This window comes from Thalassospira sp. MCCC 1A01148 (assembly GCF_001613795.1).
GTDB lineage: Bacteria > Pseudomonadota > Alphaproteobacteria > Rhodospirillales > Thalassospiraceae > Thalassospira.
In genome coordinates this window covers 432837-449915 of record NZ_LPVZ01000020.1, presented here as the reverse complement: position 1 = coordinate 449915, position 17079 = coordinate 432837, and the positions used below count along the sequence as shown (strand labels likewise).

17 protein-coding genes are annotated in these 17079 nt (G+C 54.4%); 11 read left to right on the top strand and 6 right to left on the bottom strand.

Features of this window, described 5'->3' with window-relative positions:
- Positions 1 to 366: 366 nt before the first annotated feature.
- From AUQ43_RS11560 to AUQ43_RS11550, 3 genes are all read left to right on the top strand, one after another.
- The gene (locus tag AUQ43_RS11560; protein ID WP_062956426.1) at positions 367 to 1143 is read left to right on the top strand and encodes a ferredoxin--NADP reductase; all 777 of its coding nucleotides are present in this window, start codon (positions 367 to 369) and stop codon (positions 1141 to 1143) included.
- A 209-nt stretch (positions 1144 to 1352) separates the two neighbouring features.
- Complete coding sequence (locus AUQ43_RS11555) at positions 1353 to 2843, top strand: PAS domain-containing methyl-accepting chemotaxis protein (RefSeq protein ID WP_062956425.1); 1491 nt, start codon at positions 1353 to 1355, stop codon at positions 2841 to 2843.
- Between the two features lie 195 nt (positions 2844 to 3038).
- The gene (locus AUQ43_RS11550) at positions 3039 to 4391 is read left to right on the top strand and encodes a PAS domain S-box protein (protein WP_062956424.1); all 1353 of its coding nucleotides are present in this window, start codon (positions 3039 to 3041) and stop codon (positions 4389 to 4391) included.
- Between the two features lie 88 nt (positions 4392 to 4479).
- On the opposite strand, the gene AUQ43_RS11545 is transcribed toward AUQ43_RS11550, so the two are convergent.
- The 6 genes from AUQ43_RS11545 to AUQ43_RS11520 form a co-directional block, all read right to left on the bottom strand.
- On the bottom strand, positions 4480 to 4827 hold the full coding sequence (locus AUQ43_RS11545) for a tRNA-binding protein (RefSeq protein ID WP_062956423.1): 348 nt from the start codon (positions 4825 to 4827) through the stop codon (positions 4480 to 4482).
- A gap of 189 nt (positions 4828 to 5016) precedes the next feature.
- On the bottom strand, positions 5017 to 5469 hold the full coding sequence (locus tag AUQ43_RS11540; protein WP_062956422.1) for a phasin family protein: 453 nt from the start codon (positions 5467 to 5469) through the stop codon (positions 5017 to 5019).
- A gap of 197 nt (positions 5470 to 5666) precedes the next feature.
- Complete coding sequence (locus tag AUQ43_RS11535; RefSeq protein WP_062956421.1) at positions 5667 to 6383, bottom strand: TetR/AcrR family transcriptional regulator; 717 nt, start codon at positions 6381 to 6383, stop codon at positions 5667 to 5669.
- A 34-nt stretch (positions 6384 to 6417) separates the two neighbouring features.
- Positions 6418 to 7233, bottom strand: a complete 816-nt coding sequence (gene proC / locus AUQ43_RS11530) for a pyrroline-5-carboxylate reductase (protein WP_062956420.1) — start codon at positions 7231 to 7233, stop codon at positions 6418 to 6420.
- 342 nt (positions 7234 to 7575) lie between these two features.
- Positions 7576 to 8082 carry a YbjN domain-containing protein gene (locus tag AUQ43_RS11525; RefSeq protein WP_232310661.1) on the bottom strand — a complete coding sequence of 169 codons (507 nt, stop codon included), beginning with the start codon at positions 8080 to 8082 and terminating at the stop codon, positions 7576 to 7578.
- Positions 8083 to 8317: 235 nt separating this feature from the next.
- Positions 8318 to 8656, bottom strand: coding sequence for an accessory factor UbiK family protein (locus AUQ43_RS11520; protein ID WP_062956419.1), 339 nt, complete (start codon positions 8654 to 8656; stop codon positions 8318 to 8320).
- A 210-nt stretch (positions 8657 to 8866) separates the two neighbouring features.
- Here AUQ43_RS11520 and rfaD point away from each other — a divergent pair, with 210 nt between their 5' ends.
- The 8 genes from rfaD (at position 8867) to pth (ending at position 17037) form a co-directional block, all read left to right on the top strand.
- On the top strand, positions 8867 to 9853 hold the full coding sequence (gene rfaD / locus AUQ43_RS11515) for an ADP-glyceromanno-heptose 6-epimerase (protein ID WP_062956418.1): 987 nt from the start codon (positions 8867 to 8869) through the stop codon (positions 9851 to 9853).
- Between the two features lie 120 nt (positions 9854 to 9973).
- Positions 9974 to 10807 (top strand): prolipoprotein diacylglyceryl transferase, encoded by an 834-nt coding sequence (lgt, locus tag AUQ43_RS11510; RefSeq protein ID WP_114129794.1) that lies wholly within the window; start codon positions 9974 to 9976, stop codon positions 10805 to 10807.
- Positions 10808 to 10810: 3 nt separating this feature from the next.
- On the top strand, positions 10811 to 11938 hold the full coding sequence (locus AUQ43_RS11505) for a class I SAM-dependent methyltransferase (protein ID WP_062956417.1): 1128 nt from the start codon (positions 10811 to 10813) through the stop codon (positions 11936 to 11938).
- A 310-nt stretch (positions 11939 to 12248) separates the two neighbouring features.
- Positions 12249 to 13079, top strand: coding sequence for a peptidoglycan editing factor PgeF (pgeF, locus tag AUQ43_RS11500; RefSeq protein WP_084272076.1), 831 nt, complete (start codon positions 12249 to 12251; stop codon positions 13077 to 13079).
- A 90-nt stretch (positions 13080 to 13169) separates the two neighbouring features.
- Positions 13170 to 14183, top strand: coding sequence for a hypothetical protein (locus tag AUQ43_RS11495; RefSeq protein WP_062956416.1), 1014 nt, complete (start codon positions 13170 to 13172; stop codon positions 14181 to 14183).
- 325 nt (positions 14184 to 14508) lie between these two features.
- Entirely contained in the window at positions 14509 to 15441 is a 933-nt protein-coding gene (locus AUQ43_RS11490; RefSeq protein WP_062956415.1) for a ribose-phosphate pyrophosphokinase, read from the top strand.
- A 123-nt stretch (positions 15442 to 15564) separates the two neighbouring features.
- Positions 15565 to 16200 (top strand): 50S ribosomal protein L25/general stress protein Ctc, encoded by a 636-nt coding sequence (locus AUQ43_RS11485; protein WP_062956414.1) that lies wholly within the window; start codon positions 15565 to 15567, stop codon positions 16198 to 16200.
- Between the two features lie 15 nt (positions 16201 to 16215).
- Complete coding sequence (gene pth / locus AUQ43_RS11480; protein ID WP_062956413.1) at positions 16216 to 17037, top strand: aminoacyl-tRNA hydrolase; 822 nt, start codon at positions 16216 to 16218, stop codon at positions 17035 to 17037.
- The last annotated feature ends 42 nt before the right edge of the window (positions 17038 to 17079 follow it).

The window sequence follows — 17079 nt, the reverse complement described above, 5'->3', positions numbered from 1 at the left end:
TGAGCAGCAAGCCCAAAGTCCAGCGGGCAAACAAGCATCACAAAGACGACCAGCAGGGCAGAATCAGGATCAGCGTATTGCGATGCATCATTGTGCGGATGGATGTGCGGGCGTATCAAATCAACAGTCACGAGCCAGAAAGGCGTGATTGCCCCGGTTTGTGGGAGTGCTCTATTTTACACTAAATATACATAAAATTATGTAATTCACACAAAATGACAATAAATTTTGATTGTTTCCTTGCGATATACGTCTGATTGATGTTAAATCGCGGCAACTTGGCATGGAATGCGTGCCGGGATATATACTCCGTGTTTCCCGCCACGGTTCCACACACAGACAGACGAAACGGATTGATGTAGCGTTATGGCCAGCAATTTAAACGAAGAAACCGTCACCTATGTCCACCATTGGACCGACACTCTCTTCACGTTCAAAACCACCCGTGATCCGGGCTTCCGATTCATCAATGGTCAGTTTGCGATGATCGGCCTCGAAGTTGAAGGCAAGCCGCTTTTGCGCGCCTATTCGATGGTCAGTGCAAACTACGATGAAGAACTTGAATTCTTCTCGATCAAGGTGCCGAACGGACCGCTGACATCGCGTCTGCAACATATCAAGGTTGGCGACAAGATCCTCGTTGGGCGCAAGCCGACCGGAACCCTGATCCATGACAACCTTCTGCCGGGCAAAAATTTGTGGCTGCTGTCGACCGGGACGGGCCTTGCGCCGTTCATGAGCGTGATCCGCGATTACGAGACTTATGAGCGTTATGACAAGGTGATCCTTGTGCATGGTTGTCGCGAAGTGCGTGAACTGGCCTATCAGGAATTCATTCACAGCGAACTGCCAAACAACGAGTTCTTTGGCGAGGAAGTGCAGAACAAGCTGCTCTATTACCCGACGGTAACCCGTGAAGAGTTCAAGCATCAGGGACGTATCACTGAACTGATGGAATCGGGCAAGCTGTATGAAGACCTTGGTCTTGAAAAGCCGACGCTTGAAAATGATCGTTTCATGCTGTGCGGCAACCCGCAGATGATCGCCGACACCCGCCAGATGCTGCTTGATTGGGGTGGTAAGGAAGGCAACATGAACGAGCCGGGTCACTTCGTGATCGAAAAGGCGTTTGTCGAGAAATAAGACATCCGCCCCAATGGATGTTTGAATATTGCAAAGGCAGTACCCAATGGGTGCTGCCTTTTTCTATGCCCTCAAGAATGGCTCTTGGGGATTTCAAGGCTCCTCATATGGGGATATTTGCATTTGAAGTGACCGTATAAGTTGCGCCCATGTCGCGTCAGGGATTGAACACTTTGAAATGTCCTGATGCCGTGTGAAAGGAAAACACGATGGGCTTTTTCAACTTCTTCAAACGTTCCGATTCCAAAAGTGCTGCCATGACCCTGAGCGCACTTGAACAGGCTCTTGCCGTGATCGAATTCGATCTGCATGGGAAAGTGTTGCGTGCAAACAAGAACTTCCTTGCTGTGATGGGTTATGAACTCTCAGAGATCGTTGGCAAGCATCACGCGCTTTTCGTGCCTGAGGAAATTCGCAAGAGTACTGAGTATGACGCTTTTTGGGCTGATTTGCGCAAGGGCATGTTCAAAAGTGCCGCATTCCCACGCATTACCAAAACCGGACAGCGTGTCTGGATCGAGGCAACCTATAACCCGGTATGCGACGAAAAAGGTAATGTCACAAAGATTGTCAAATTTGCCTCAGACATTACAAAACGTCAGGAAGCCATGGCCGATTTCGAGGGCAAGGTAACCGCGATCAACCGCAGTCAGGCGGTCATCGAGTTTGACCTCAATGGGTATATTCTTGACGCAAATGACAACTTCCTGGCTGCTATGGGCTATCAGATTCCGGAGATTGTTGGGAAACATCATCGGATGTTTGTCGAACCATCCTATGCAAGCAGTCAGGACTATGCAGAGTTCTGGCGCGAGCTTGCCAAGGGGAACTTCGTGTCACAGCAGTTCAAACGGTTCGCCAAAGGGGGACGCGAAATCTGGATCGAGGCATCCTACAACCCCATCTTTGATGCCAATGGCATTCCATACAAGGTTGTCAAATATGCCAGCGACATTACAGAGCAGGTCAAACTGTTGACCGATCTGAAACAGATGATCGACAGCAATTTTGGCGAAATTGACAACAGTCTGACTGAGCTGGAACAGCGTTCCACGGTCGCCCATTCGAGCTGTGAAGAAACGTCTTCGAATGTGCAAGCCGTCGCTGCGGCTGCCGAAGAGCTTGCCGCTTCGATTGCCGAGATTTCGCGCGGCATGACAGAGGCGCGCGCTTCAACCGATCAGGTGTTTGAAAAATCCATCGCCGCAGGCGCATCAACCGAAAAAATGAGCGAAGTCGTCACCGCGATGAGCAGCATCATTGATGTCATTCAGAACATTGCCGGGCAGATTAATTTGCTGGCACTGAACGCGACGATTGAGTCGGCCCGTGCTGGTGAAGCAGGCAAGGGATTTGCGGTTGTCGCCAACGAAGTCAAAAATCTGGCCAATCAGGTTGCCAAGGCTACCGAACAGATCACCGGCGAAATCGAAGGTGTGCAGAACATTGCCGGCGAAGTTGCAGGCGTGCTTGGGGCAATCCGGACAGAAGTTGAAGATGTGCTGAACAATGTCACCACGATTTCCTCGGCCGTCGAGGAGCAGACTGCCGTAACCCAGCAGGTTTCAAGTAACATGCAGAGCATGGCGAACTCTGTCGAGCAGTTTGCAAGCAGCGTGAATTTTATCCGCGACGCGTCCTCAATCGTGTCGGGCAGTGTCGGGCGAACTCGACAGGCTGCACTGGTGCTTGCGCGCTAGGAGTTCCGGGGAGTGGGAGCTCGCTATGGCGAGGGGAAGGCAAGGTCGGGAAACTGACCTTGCCTTCTTTTTTGCCGATACAGAGAAAATATACATAGGTATATGTGCCTCCCCAAATGGGGATGTCGAACCTGTCGCGATCTGGCGATACTTGGCGCATCAAACATTCGCTGTTCAGAGTATCCGGAGATGTCCATGAATTCGCTGACGTCCATCCCAGTTGAACCCAACGATGTCTTCCCGGATGTACCGGGTATGATCGATGCATGCTTCTCTGTTGCCGAGTTCGATCTGCAGGGCAGGCTCGTACGTGCAAACGCCAATTTCCTGTCATTGACCGGATATAATGAAGATGAGGTGCTTGGACAGCACCATTCGATGTTCTTGTCTGAGGATGTGGTGGATGCGCCCGAATATGGCCTGTGCTGGGTCGATTTGAAGGGCGGGAAAACCAAGCGTGTGGTCCTGCCCTGGGTCACCAAGAGCGGCCAATGCAAGTGGGTCGAAGAGAACGTTGGGCCGGTAAAAGATTGTAATGGCAATGTGGTCCGCATTATCCGGCTTGGTACAGATGTTACCGAACGTCATGAAAGCCTTGCCGATCTGCAAGGCAAGGTCGATGCGATTGAACATAGCCAGGCCGTTATTGAATTCGACACGGAGGGCAACATTCTGACGGCCAACTACAACTTCCTTGTTGCCATGGGATATAGCCTGTCGGAGGTCGTCGGCAAACATCACAGCATGTTTGTCGACCCCGAATACGCGGCAAGTACCGAGTACCGTGCTTTCTGGCGATCGTTGGCAAAGGGAAGTAACAGGGCCTGCCATCTCAGGCGTTTTGGCAAGGACGGTCGCGAAGTTTGGTTTGAAGCAAGCTATAGCCCGGTTTGCGGACCGGACGGGAACGTTTGCAAGATCGTCAAGGTTGCCAATGATATTACCGATCAGGTCACCTCGCTGACTGGATTTAAAACAGCAATTGAAGCCGGTTGCGGCGAAGCCGATCAAAGCGTCGGCAAAATTGATCAGAGCCATGACGATATTTTGCAAGCCTGGCGCAAGGCGTATGCGCATCTTGAAGTCAGTAGGATGGTTGGCGCTCGGCTTGTCGGCAGTGTTGATGAAACGACCCAGCGTTTGACGGAGCTGCGGTCTGTTGCCGATCAGGCATTTGATCACGCCATAGAAAGTGATTGTGCGATTGCCGCACTTGAAGAGGCCGTGGACGCGTTGCGTGACTGTGCATGCGAAGACCCTGCGATGATTGAACAGATCAACATTCTGGAAAAGCGGATCGGTGAAAACGCGCGCATTTCTTCGACCGTTCGAACGGACATCAATTTGATGCGAAGCCGTGTTGCCGTGGTATCGCTTGCCGTCACGGAGCAGGGCGAGATCACCAATCAGATCAGTGGTGAGTTATGTAGTGTCCAGACCGCCCTTGAGTCGTCAGAAGGTGCGTTTCGGGACCTTGTCAAGGCAGCCGAGGACGTTTCGGCAATCCTTGGACAGATACGGGAAGCATCGGGCATTTTGGCACGCTAACCTTGCCGGGAGCGTGGCACGAGCGGGAAAAGGCGGGTATCGCAATGACGATATCCGTCCTTTTCTTTTGTGATCTGAGCCAGTGTCGTCAGAACAGGCGTGCCCCGTTCGGTACATCCTGATCCGGGCGGATCAGAACGATGCCCTTGTCGTCATCGCCATCGGGAAAACCAAGGCAGAGAAATTCCGACATGAACGGGCCGACCTGTTTTTTGGGGAAATTGACCACACCAGCCACCTGACGCCCGATCAGTTCTGCGGGCGTGTAGTGTTTGGTGATCTGGGCTGATGTTTTCCTGGTTCCGATCTCGGCGCCGAAATCGACCCACAATTTCAGGGCGGGGCGGCGGGCCTCGGGAAACTCCTGCGCGTCGATCACGGTACCGACACGGATATCGACTTTGAGAAAATCATCAAAACTGATTTCGTCACTCATAGCTGTCTCCTTATTTTGGAGTCAGCTTAGTAAGATCGAATGTTTCTTGTAAGCCCAAACCACCACAGGCAGATGAATTCCGGAGTTTGAGCAAAAAGCCGGGGGAAAAGATTGTCGGACAAAAGAAAAATGGCAGGACCATAAGGCCCTGCCATCAAGTAGATTACGGGAATTTAACAGCCAAAGCTGTTACTTCGTAGCTGCGGTCTTTTCGATAGCAGCCTTGAATTCGTCAAGGGATTCGGTAAAGCGAGTCTGCAGAAGAGCAAGCGCTTCTTCCTGAGACTTGGTTACCAGACCTGACAGTTCCTTGGCATTTGCAAGGGCTTCTTCGTAAGCCGTTTTTGCAGCTTCGGTCTGTTTGGCAGCCGAAGCCATGGGGTCGTCAGCAGAAGTAGCAGTGAAATCTTTGCCCTGGGTCTGAACTTTATCCAGCAGCGTTTTGAAGATCTCACTCTGGCGCTGAGCGACGGCCTGGAAACCGTCGAAGGCTACCTTGTTAGCTTTGGTGAGGGCTTCCACGTTTTTACGCTGGAAAGCCATCATTTCGTTCACGTCTACACCCGGAACTTTGAAGTCCGCAGTGTATTTGGTGAAGTCGAGATCAAAGAACGGATTGGTTGCCTTTTTTGCGGCGGTCATGGTTTGCACTCCATTAGTTTGCGACAGATATGCAATGAGGCGCTATTGTGCGCCGCACAAATTCAACTGCAATATGCCGGAATGATCGCCTGTCGTCAAGGATTATTTTGCACTGCACAAAAACTTATAGGTTATTGTATTGTGTCAAAAGCATAACCTTGGGTGTGCATATTGTTTTTGCGTTTCAGATCAGGGAATTAGGTGTTGGTCGCGGTTGATGTCGCCTGATCGGATGGTGCATCTGCAGGGCTGTTATCGCCCGGGGACGGTGACTTTTTGACCGAAAAACTCTTGCACCGTTTGCTGATCTTACCACAGATCGATGATGCTTTTCCAAGACCCTTTTCAACCCGGCGGTCCCACCCGGCCGCCTTGGACAGTTCCCGGTCAAGATAGGCCATGGTCGGACCGAAATCCGTACTGTCGTCATCAAGCCAGTATTTGAAGGTCCTGGCGTAGACCGCCGTCAATCCGGCAACGCGCATGCTGCCATGCAGGCCGGATGTCTGGAAACCCGCGGCCTCAAGCATCCAGCGCATGGCGCCGAAATGGGTTTTGATCGCGCGCAGCCCGTCAGCCGGGCCAAGGTCGCCGCCCGATGCAATGATCGAGCGCAGGGCCGCGCGGTATTCCGACAAAATGTCAAATCGGGCCATGATGACCGCGATCAGGCGGTCATGACCGGGTTCGTTGAAGTCCTCGGAATCCAGATCGGCAAGGACTTCACGGTCGACGCGTTTGACAAAGCGGCGCAGAAGGTCGCCCTTGCCACTGCAATGATCGTAGCAATCGGCAACAGACACGCCTGCTTCGTTTGCAATGTCGATCATGGTGACGTCATGCCAGTCGCGTTCGGCGGCCAGTTTCAGGGTCGCATCAATCAGAAGATTGGGGATATCCTTTTTGGGTGGCATGACGTCCTCCTTGGTTTCACAGTTGGTTTGGCGATCAGCCGGCCAGTTCCTTGGATCGATCGCGGGCTGCACCGACTGCGCGGGTCATTAGTTCCGGCAGGCCGGTTTTGGGATCCATCAAAACATCAAGAGCCGCAGCGGTGGTGCCGCCCGGGCTTGTGACATTTTCGCGCAAGGTGGCGGCACTTTCTTCGCTGGCATCAAGCAGGAAGCCGGCACCAACCACGGTCTGGCGTGCAAGGGTCATGGCCTGATCGGCGGGAAGGCCGGCGGCTTCACCTGCCTGTGCCATGGCTTCGACCAGATGGAAGATATAGGCAGGTCCGCTGCCCGACAGGCCGGTGACGGCATCCATCAGACCTTCATCCTCGACCCAGGATACCATGCCGACGGCCTCAAGCAGGGTCTGGCACATGTCACGCTGGGCGATGCTGACATTTTCGGTCGGGCACATCACGGTCATGCCACGTGAAACGGCGGCTGGTGTGTTGGGCATGGAACGCACAATGCGCGCTGTGTCGCCAAGGTGGCTTGTGAAGAAGTCGATGGTTTTACCCGCCGCGACTGACAAGAAGACCGTTTCGGCACGGACCAACGGTTTATAGGCGTCAATGACATCGGGCAGGACCTGTGGCTTGACGGCAAACAGCACGACCTGCGGGATAAAGTCGGATCGCATGTCGGCAACATCGGTAATGCCGTTGATGCCGTATTTGGACTCGAGCTTTTCGGCGGCTTCGGCTTGCTCGACGATAAAGACATTGGATGCCACCAGCCCGCGGGCCAGCCAACCTTCGAGCATGGCACTGCCCATCTTGCCACAGCCAACCAGCAAAAGACGCGTATTCATAAATTCTGCTCCGCTTTAACCATCGGGTTCTGTTGATCGTGGCGCGATCAACACGCTTGATGCAATGCCGTAGCGATCTTCTCAAGGTGGGTCAAGTCAGTGCCAAGAGCAAGAGGCGTCTGTATTAAACCCCGAAGGGGTGCCTGTTGTCTGGCCGGCGGATGCTTTGGCTGGGATAGCGTCCCTTTGCCGGATTTTCTGTTGTGCAGGGGGATTGCGAAGCCGGGTTTGGGGCGTTTGTATTGTTTTCACAAGGTCCGGCGCGAACTTAAAAAAACGCATGAATATGCCAAAGTACGGCGGTAAGGCCGTCCTTGCAATGTCTGCGGTACTGTTTGGCTTTTAAGCCTGACCTGCCGGTTCGAGCATGGCATGCATGAGTGCCTCGTCCGGGGATTTTCCCTGACCCAGCACGAAATTAAACGCCGGGAAGAAGCGTTCGCATTCCGAAAGGGCGATTTCGATCAGTTCTTCGAACTGTTCGACCATCGGGGGCACGTCACCACCAAACAGCAGGGTATGGCGAAACAGCGGCATGTTTTCTTCGAGCCACAGGCCGAAATGCCCGATCCAGAGCTGTTCGTTGCACTTGGCAACCAGTTCATACATCCGCGGGCGCAGCGGTTCTGGCACGAACAGGTCAAAGCAACATGCGATGTGGAGCGCCTCGGCATCGTCGCGCCAGGTGAAATAGACCAGATAGGTGCACCAGTGAGCCGGGATTTCGACCACGATCTCGTCCGAACCGCGCCGTTCGAGATGCCACTGGTTGGTGCGGGCAATATCCTCGACCAGCAGCAACGGATTTTCGTCGCCGATGTCGCCGATATCTTCCATTTGGTCGTTCATCTATACCCAGCCTGTTCAAGCATATGCGAAAGGGCGCGCACTATATGCCGGTGAACGCTTTGTTTCAACCGCCGCTGCGCGCAGGACTGCAATGAATATTCTGATTGCGCTCTAGATGGTGCTTCAATCGACCGTTAAGCGCGCCTGCTTGTGACGGCAAAGTTCGGCCCGGGTGCGACAAGCACCCGCGACCTTAGTTATATATGTGGGGATGAATTACCCGATCTGGCGTCTGTCAGGCGTCTTTTTTCGCTGTGGTTTTTGCCGCAGATTTCGGCGCTGCCTTGGCGGTGCTGCGCTTGGCAGCCGGTTTCTTGGCCGGTTCAGCAGCATCAAGGCGCTTTTCCAGATCGGCGATCTTGGCTTCGAGCGCATCAATGCGTTCAGCTGCACGGATCGCAACATCATGAACGACATCATATTCTTCGCGGGTGACCAGATCCATGTTGAGCAGAATCTTTTCGAACTGCTGGCGGATCATGGCATCTACTTCGCCTTTGACACCGGTCATGGTGCCCAATGCGGAATTGGTGACACGGGTCAGGTCATCGAGAATGCGGTTGTTGATCTGCATGATGGTCTCCGGCTTTTGAAATTTTATGTTGGGCATAATATGGGCCTATATGGCCACAGGGCAAGCGGCGCGTTATGAACCGGGCGTGACGATATCGTTATTTTGGTTTGCTTTTCTTGCTCCAGATCAGGGGCGGTCTTATAAAGTGTCGTCAAACATGATCTGTCGTCCTGGTCCATCCGGGCAGGGCGGCCTCGTCAGGAGAATGCAATGCTTATCGTCACTGGTGGTGCCGGGTTTATCGGTTCCAATATTGTTGCCGCCCTTGAAGAACGAGGCGAGACCGACATCGTTGTCGTTGATCGCCTGCGCGATGGCATCAAATGGAAAAACATCGCCAAGCGGAACCTGCGCGACATTGTCCATCCCGATGAGTTGCCCGCATTCCTTGATCAGCATGCCGGTGATGTAGAAGCGATTTTCCACATGGGCGCGATTTCCGCGACCACGGAAACAGACGCCGACAAGATTGTTGCCAATAACCTGAAACTGACAACCTGGCTTTGGGAATGGTGTGCACGTCATTCTTCGCGCCTGATCTATGCATCTTCGGCTGCGACTTATGGTGATGGCAAGCAGGGCTTTGATGACAGCTTTGATGAAGCTGATCTGGCAAAGCTGGCACCGCTGAATGCCTATGGCTGGTCAAAGCATGCAACAGACCGCCGGTTCCGCCGGATCCTCGATCAGAACGGGTTCCGTCCCAAACAGTGGGCGGGGCTTAAGTTCTTTAACGTCTATGGCCCGAACGAATATCACAAGGGCGGTATGCGGTCCGTGGTGTCGCAGCTGTTTGACAAGCTTTCAAATGGTGAGACCGCGACCCTGTTTAAGTCGCACCACCCCGATTACGAAGATGGTGGCCAGCTGCGTGACTTTGTCTGGGTCGGTGATGTCGTTGATATCATCATGTGGCTTTATGACAATCCGCAGGTCAGTGACCTGTTCAATATCGGCACCGGCAAGGCGCGCAGCTTCAAGGATCTGGCGCTGGCAGTATTCAGTGCGATGGGCAAGGAGCCCGATATCAAATTCGTGCCGACCCCGGAATCGATCCGCGACAAATACCAGTATTTCACCGAAGCCAATATGACCAAGCTGCGCAAGGCGGGCTATGGCACGGAAATGACATCACTTGAAGAAGGGGTGCGATCCTATGTGCAGGATTATCTTGCGACCGAGGATCCGTTCCGCTGACAAAGTCGTGTGACGGGTATGCGCGCTGCCATGATGCTGCCCTTATCCTTTGCAACTCCAGCACAGTCCATGTTCTGAGCCTGTCCATCATCACCCAATAGCTGATCCGGAGTTTTTCAGATGCTGAGCCTTGCCTTTCCGGCGATAGACCCGATTGCGATTTCCATCGGCCCGATTGCCATTCGCTGGTATGCGCTGGCTTATATTGCCGGGTTGCTGCTGGGGTGGAAGTATGTGGTGTATTACTGCACCAAAACGCCCAACATCATGAGCAAGCGCGATGTCGATGACTTGTTGTTCTGGGCGACGCTGGGCGTGATCCTTGGCGGGCGGTTGGGCTATATCCTGTTTTACAATCTGGATTACTATCTTGATAACCCGGCCAATATCCTGAAGGTCTGGCAGGGCGGCATGGCCTTCCATGGCGGTTTCATGGGCGTGATCCTTGCGATCATTCTGTTTGCCAGAAAGCGCGGGATTTCCATCCTTGCCGTTCTGGATGCGGCCGCTGTTGCGACCCCGATTGGTCTTTTCTTCGGTCGGATTGCCAATTTCATCAATGGCGAGCTTTATGGCCGCACGACGGATGTTGCATGGGGCATGGTGTTCCCCAATGGCGGGCCGGAACCACGCCATCCAAGCCAGCTTTATGAAGCCTTGCTTGAAGGGCTTATCCTGTTTGTTGTGCTGTTTATCCTGTCGCGCAACGCGTTTATCCGCCACCGTCCGGGGATCCTTGGGGGGACGTTTGTTGCCGGTTACGGCATTGCGCGGATCATTGTCGAATTCTTCCGTCAGCCCGATGCCCAGCTGGGCTACCTTGCCGGGGGCATCACCATGGGCCAGATATTGTCCATTCCGATGGTGCTGGCCGGGGTTGGCTGTATTGTCTACGGCCTGAAATCCAAGCCGATTGAAACCCGCATTCACCCCAAAGAAGCCGAAAACGCGTAAATTATGAGTTCTGCGACCGACAGCCCGCTTTTGGCCCATATCAAGCGCCGGATCAATGTATCCGGGCCGATCACCATTGCCGATTTCATGACCGAGGCATTGGCCCATCCCGAACATGGCTATTACCGCAAGCAGGACCCGTTTGGCCGTGCGGGTGATTTCATTACGGCACCGGAAATCAGCCAGATGTTTGGCGAACTGATCGGGCTTTGGGCTGCGGTAACCTGGCAACAGATGGGCAGTCCGCCGAAAATCGATCTGATTGAACTGGGGCCGGGGCGCGGGACATTGATGTCTGATGCGTTGCGGGCTGTGCGCAATGTGCCGGGATTTGGCGATGCATTGACCGTGCGGTTTGTTGAAACCAGTCCGGTTCTGCGTACCCATCAGCAAACATCAATCATGGCGTACGGCATTCCGGCCACATGGCATGAAACATTTGATGACATTCCCACCCGTGCGAATGTTCCGGCGATTGTCATCGGCAACGAGTTCTTTGATGCGCTGCCGATCCGTCAGTTCGAGCGCGGCGAGAAAGGCTGGGCCGAACGGCTGGTTGGCGTGGATGCCAAAACCGGCGCACTTGGTTTTGTCCGTGGGGCAGAAACCCCGATCACCGATGCGCTGATCCCGGCGGTTCTGCGCGGTGCTGCGAAAAAAGGCGATGTTTTTGAAAGCTGCGCACCAGCCATTGCCATTGCCGATCAGATCGCACGGCGCTTGAATGAAACCGGCGGCGGGGCATTGTTTATTGATTATGGCCATCCCGGCAGTGCGTTTGGCGATACGTTCCAGGCGCTCAAGGGCCATGAATATCACCCGGTTCTGAGCAATCCGGGCGATGCGGATCTGACCGCGCATGTTGATTTTGCCGCCATCGGGCGGGCGATGAATGAAGCCGGGGCGCGGACTGGTGCGGTTCTGACGCAAGGAACATTTTTGCGTATGCTTGGCATTGAACAGCGGGCCGAGCTTTTGAAAACCAATGCCGATGACGCCCAACAAACCGCAATTGATCAGGCTTTGTCGCGGTTGATTGATGCCGATCAGATGGGAACGCTTTTTAAAGTTCTGATCGGCTATGGTCGGGATACCACCCCGCCGCCTTGCGTCAGTGGCGTGGCGGGTTAGGGCCTGCTGATGATCAGGATATCGCCGTGGTTGCCGCCTAAGGGCGCGAAATTAGGAGTGAGGACGCAGGACATGCTTGGTATATTCAAGGACGCGGGACGCGGTTTCGCGCCCTTAGGCGACAATCCCTCAGGGACGGGGCGTATTTTCCCACCTGCGGCGTCGCGGCTGGCTTTCGTGGGACCTGCCACGCTGCGCCATCCACTTCTTGCAGGTGGGAAAATACGATCCCGCCACGACGACATCCTGATTATCAACAGGCCCTGAATTGATTGCGACCGGAACGGTTTTGGGAACGGAGCAGGCCAGCATGACACATCCGATCAGCCAGGTTACCAGCGGGATCGAACGCAGCGCCAACGGGCTGACCTGGTTTGAAGCCGGGAACCTGTCGGACAAGGATGGATTGCGCCATGGGTTCCTGAGCCGCAAGGGCGGGGTCAGTGACGGTGTTCACGGCGGGTTGAATGTTGGTTTCGGGTCAGATGATGACAAGAACCGCGTTGCCGAAAACCGCGCCCGTGCGGCATCCGCGTTTGACACCAGTGCCGATCGTTTGACCACGGTTTATCAGGTGCATGGCACCGATGTTGCCGTTCTGGATAAGCCGTTGTCGCGCGACGCGGCACCCAAGGCCGATGCGATGGTGACGGATCGTCCGAACATCATGCTGGGTATTCTGACAGCGGATTGCACGCCGGTCCTTTTTCATGATCCCTTTGCCAGTGTAATCGGAGCGTGTCATTCCGGCTGGCGCGGATCGCATGCCGGTATTTCGGCCAGTACGGTTGATGCCATGGAAAAGCTTGGCGCCAAGCGCGAGAATATTCACGCTGCTGTTGGCCCGTGTATTGCGCGCAAGTCTTATGAAGTTGATGGCGCATTTCGTGACACCATCCTTGCCGGACCGGAAGGCGACGAGGATCTTTTTGATCCGTCGGTTCGTGATGGGCATTTCATGTTTGATTTACCGGAATATGTTCGTCGTCGAACGATTGCCACCGGGATTGCTTCGGTCGAGCTGGTCGCGCGCGACACGCTGGCCGAGGAAGAACTTTTTTACAGTTATCGCCGGACGACCCTGCGCAAGGAACCCGATTACGGGCGGCAGTTGTCGGCGATCATGTTGAAAGAGGCGTAACATCATGCCGCATCTGATCATGCTGTTCTTCTTTATGATCATTGCGACCATGGTTGGTTGTGTGATGATGTGACGACGAAAATTGCCCCAATGAAGTCTTTCCTGCGTTCGGTTGTATTGATCCTTGGTCTGGCCGGGTTGCTTGCCGCCTGTGGTGATTTGCCGCGCCCGTTTGAGGGGGCCGGTCGCGCCGGGGATCCGGGCTTGCTGGAGCTGCGTGATACCGGCACTGTTCGGGTCGAGGCGACCGAAGATTTGCCCGAAGGCGCATCTGCCCATCTTGCGCGCGCCATGGCACGTGCACTGCGCCTGCGCGATATTCCGGCCTATAGCGAAACAGACACCGGCGGGGATTACATTCTTCGGCCCAATGTGCAGGCGAAGCTGACGGAAAGTGGTGCTGCCCTTGATATTACGTGGGTTTTGATGCGTCCGGACGGGCTTGCGATTGATACAACGCATTCGGCCGGTGAACTTGGCGCGGATCAATGGTTCGTCGACCAGCCCACAGGGCCAGAAGAAAACAACCTCGCTATCCCGCAGGAGCTGGTCGAAAAAGTCCGCGAGCTTGAAGGTCGGGCCGACGACCCGTTGGCAAAAACCTATGAGGGACTGGTCGCGCAACCAGCAGACGACATCGCCTTTATGATTACTGGCGACCGATCATCCCTGCGGGCGGCACCTGTAATGAAAATTGCCCTGATTGATTTTGCAGGGGCCCCCGGTGATGGCAATACAGCCCTTGCCAGATCGGCCGGTGCCTTGTTGAAATCGCGCGGGATTACGGTTGATAACCGCGAGATTGACGAAAACAGCGTGATCCTGTCAGCGACAATTGATGTCAGCCCGGTGACTGAGAAAACCACCACACCACTTGATCGGGTATCTATCGAGTGGATCATCATGGAAGTCGACGGCACAGAACTGGGGCAGATGAACCAGAATAACGTCGTGCCGCGCGGCCAGCTTGATGAAAGGTGGGGGACAGTTGCATCCCTTGCTGCACAGGCCGCGGTTGAAACCCTTGAAGGGGTTCTGGGGCAGATCGCAACGAACAAGAAGCTTCAACTGCGCGTCGATAACAAAACGGCATCGCTGCGCTAAGCCCGGATTGCTTCGGTTCTGCAAAGGGCCGATGGCAGGTTGATGGGCAAGGCATGCATGACTGCCTTGTCGTTATTCGGCATTGGCCCCATTTACAGACTGTTAACGGCTGGTTATAAAGCCGCCGCGATCTGCCGATATGCAGAAGTGCTGAAACTTGGTCTTTGAGTGTCGTGAATGTGTCGTTGGACCGGCGGGAAATTCCCAGATTCCGGGCTGTTTGGCGGCAAGGGCAAACAGGGCTGATGACGGCTTTCTGTTGTGAGCGGAGTCGCACAGGATTTAATTATTCGCTTTCCCGGCACCCATTAACCGAGGCCCCGCTATGAAGATCCTCGCTGGTAACAGTAACCGCCCGTTGGCAGAGGCAATTGCTGACCATCTTAATCTGCCGCTTACCCGTGCAGATGTGAAGCGTTTCTCTGATGAGGAAATCTGGTGCGAAATTCAGGAAAACGTCCGCGGTGAGGACGTTTTTGTCATTCAGAGCACCTCTTATCCCGCAAACGACAACCTGATGGAACTGCTGGTGATGCTTGATGCGCTGCGCCGTGGTTCGGCACGCCGTATCACCGCTGTGATGCCGTATTTCGGCTATGCCCGTCAGGACCGTAAATCGGGTCCCCGTACTCCGATTTCGGCAAAGCTGGTTGCCAACCTGATCACGGTTGCCGGTGCAGACCGCGTTCTGACCATGGATCTCCATGCCGGTCAGATTCAGGGATTCTTTGATATTCCGCTTGATAACCTGTTTGCATCGCCGGTTCTGACCAGCGACATCCGCAACAAGTTCGAAGGCCAGAAGCTGGTGATCGTCAGCCCGGACGTTGGTGGTGTGGCGCGTGCGCGTTCCGTTGCAAAACGTCTGGATGCTGAACTGGCGATCATCGACAAACGTCGTCCGCAGGCCGGTGTTTCCGAAGTCATGAACGTCATTGGTGACGTCAAGGACGCGGCTTGCATCCTGGTTGACGACATCGTTGATTCTGCTGGTACGCTTTGCAATGCGGCCGGCGCGCTGAAAGAACGCGGTGCATCGTCTGTTGCGGCCTATGTTTCGCATGGTGTGCTGTCTGGTCCGGCGGTTGAGCGTATCGCGAATTCGCCAATGACCGAAGTTGTTACCAGTGACTCGATCAAGGCATCCGATGCTGTTCGTGATTGCGGAAAAATTCGACAGCTTCCGATTGCGCCGCTGATGGCAGAAGCCATCCGTCGTATCTCGGAAGAAAAATCTGTTTCCGTTCTTTTCGATTGAGGGTATAAGGCCCTCGCCGTGGTGGCACCCCTGGAGGCCACCACGCTTGTTTTTGTAGGCTTTCAGCGGTGATTTTCACCAACCTGCAGAAGCAACTTACTTTTAGTTCAAGGAGATTTTCCGATGGCAAATTCTGTTATCACTGCGGAAATCCGTGAACGGGCCGGAAAGGGGGCCGCCCGTGCCGTGCGTCGTGCCGGTATGGTCCCTGGTGTTATTTATGGTGCGAAACAGGAACCTGTTCTGTTCCAGATTGACCCGCGTCCGCTTTGGAAACTTCTGCATCAGCCGGGCTTCTATTCCCACGTTCTGACCATTGAGGTCGGCAAAGAGAAATACGAAGTCCTGCCGCGCGACGTTCAGTTCGACAAAGTATCTGACGAAATCATGCACGTTGACCTTCTGCGCTTCTCCAAAGGCCAGACCATCAACGTTGAGGTTCCGGTTCGCTTCGAAAACGAAGAGAAATCCCCGGGCCTCAAAAAAGGTGGCGTTCTTAACGTCGTTCGTCACGATGTCGAAGTTCTCTGTGCTCCTTCCGCTATTCCGGAAGAGCTGGTCTTTGACCTGTCGGGCGTCGAAGTTGGTGACTCGATCCACATTTCGGCAATTAAACTGCCGAAAGGTGTTGAGCTTACCATCACCGACCGTGACTTCACCGTTGCGACCGTTGCTGCACCGTCTGCACTGAAATCGGAAGAAAACGAAGCTTCTGACGAAGAAGGTGAAGGCGAAGAAGAAGCAGCGACCGAAGAATAAGATCGAGGTCTTACGATGTTTTTGGTGGTTGGATTGGGAAACCCGGGATCGGGATATGCCGCCAATCGTCACAACATTGGCTTCATGGCGGCGGACGAACTCGTCCGCCGCTATTCTTTTGGTCCCTGGCGCAAAAAGTTTCAGGGGCAGATTTCCGAAGGTGAATTGAACGGGCAAAAGGTTCTGGTTCTCAAACCGGAAACCTTCATGAACCTGTCGGGACAAAGTGTTGGCGAAGTCCTGCGCTTTTACAAGATTCCGGTCGAAAACGTTATCGTCCTGCATGATGAGCTGGACCTGCCACCGGGCAAGCTGCGCGTTAAACGCGGCGGCGGCCACGGCGGGCATAACGGTTTGAAGTCCATTGATGCCCATTGTGGCAAGGAATATCGCCGCATTCGTTTGGGAATTGGCCATCCCGGGGATAAGTCCCGTGTGCATGGTCATGTGCTTGGGGATTTTTCCAAGGCCGAACAGGATGGCTGGCTGATGACCCTTCTGGATGCGGTGGCGGCCGAATTCGGGCGCCTGACAAAGGGCGATGATGGCGGCTTTATGAGCAAGGTTTCCGCCATCGTGTCGCCGCCCAAGCCAAAGGCACCGAAAAAGGACAAGCCAGCGGCCGACAACACCAAGGGTGCCAAAGGTGCCAGTGGTGCCAAGGGTGACAAGGGTGACAAGAATTCAGATGCCACAAACCAGCCACAGGCCGGTGAGGGGATCGACGATATTTCGGGTGCGGCAAAGGTGCGTCTTGAACGTGCCGATACCCCGGTCAGTAATGCAGCCTCGGCCATGGCAGAGGCGCTTGCCAAGGCATTTGGCAAAAAGAAATAGTCTGGTTTGCAAGCATGCAGACCGATCATGATAAACAGAAAT